This is a genomic window from Methylobacterium tarhaniae, assembly GCF_001043955.1.
Classification (GTDB): domain Bacteria; phylum Pseudomonadota; class Alphaproteobacteria; order Rhizobiales; family Beijerinckiaceae; genus Methylobacterium; species Methylobacterium tarhaniae.
The window spans coordinates 1-692 of the sequence record NZ_LABZ01000234.1 but is presented as its reverse complement, the minus strand read 5'-3'; the positions used below and the strand labels follow the sequence as shown (position 1 = coordinate 692).

The 692-nt window shown below is 70.4% G+C and carries 1 protein-coding gene; it reads left to right on the top strand.

Annotated elements, in window-relative coordinates; translation table 11 throughout:
* Positions 1-692 (top strand): UDP-glucose dehydrogenase family protein (locus VQ03_RS26655; protein ID WP_048453946.1); only part of this gene is annotated, 692 nt, incomplete at both ends.

Below are 692 nucleotides of genomic sequence, written 5' to 3'. Positions count from 1 at the left end.
GCGGTCACCGGGCCGACCGTGGTCGTCACCAAGTCCACCGTGCCGGTCGGCACCGGCGACGAGGTCGAGCGCATCGTCCGCGAGACCCGCCCGGAGATCGCCATCGCGGTCGCCTCGAACCCCGAGTTCCTGCGCGAGGGCGCGGCGATCTCCGACTTCAAGCGCCCCGACCGCATCGTCATCGGCGCCGACGACGCGCAAGCCGCGGCGATCGTCAGCGAGCTCTACCGCCCGCTCTACCTCAACCACGCTCCGATCCTGGTGACGAGCCGGCGCACCGCCGAGCTGACCAAGTACGCCGCCAACGCCTTCCTGGCGACCAAGATCACCTTCATCAACGAGATCGCGGATCTGTGCGAGCAGGTCGGCGCCGACGTGCAGGAGGTCGCCCGCGGCATCGGGCTCGACAACCGCATCGGGCGCAAGTTCCTGCATGCCGGCCCGGGCTATGGCGGCTCGTGCTTCCCGAAGGACACCCTGGCCCTGGTCAAGACCGCGCAGGATGCCGGCAGCCCGGTGCGGCTCGTCGAGACGGTGGTGGCGGTCAACGATCAGCGCAAGCGGGCGATGGCCCGCAAGGTGGTGACGGCCTGCGGCGGCAGCGTGCGGGGCAAGCGGATCGCGGTGCTGGGGCTGACGTTCAAGCCGAACACCGACGACATGCGCGACGCGCCCTCGCTGTCGATCATCGC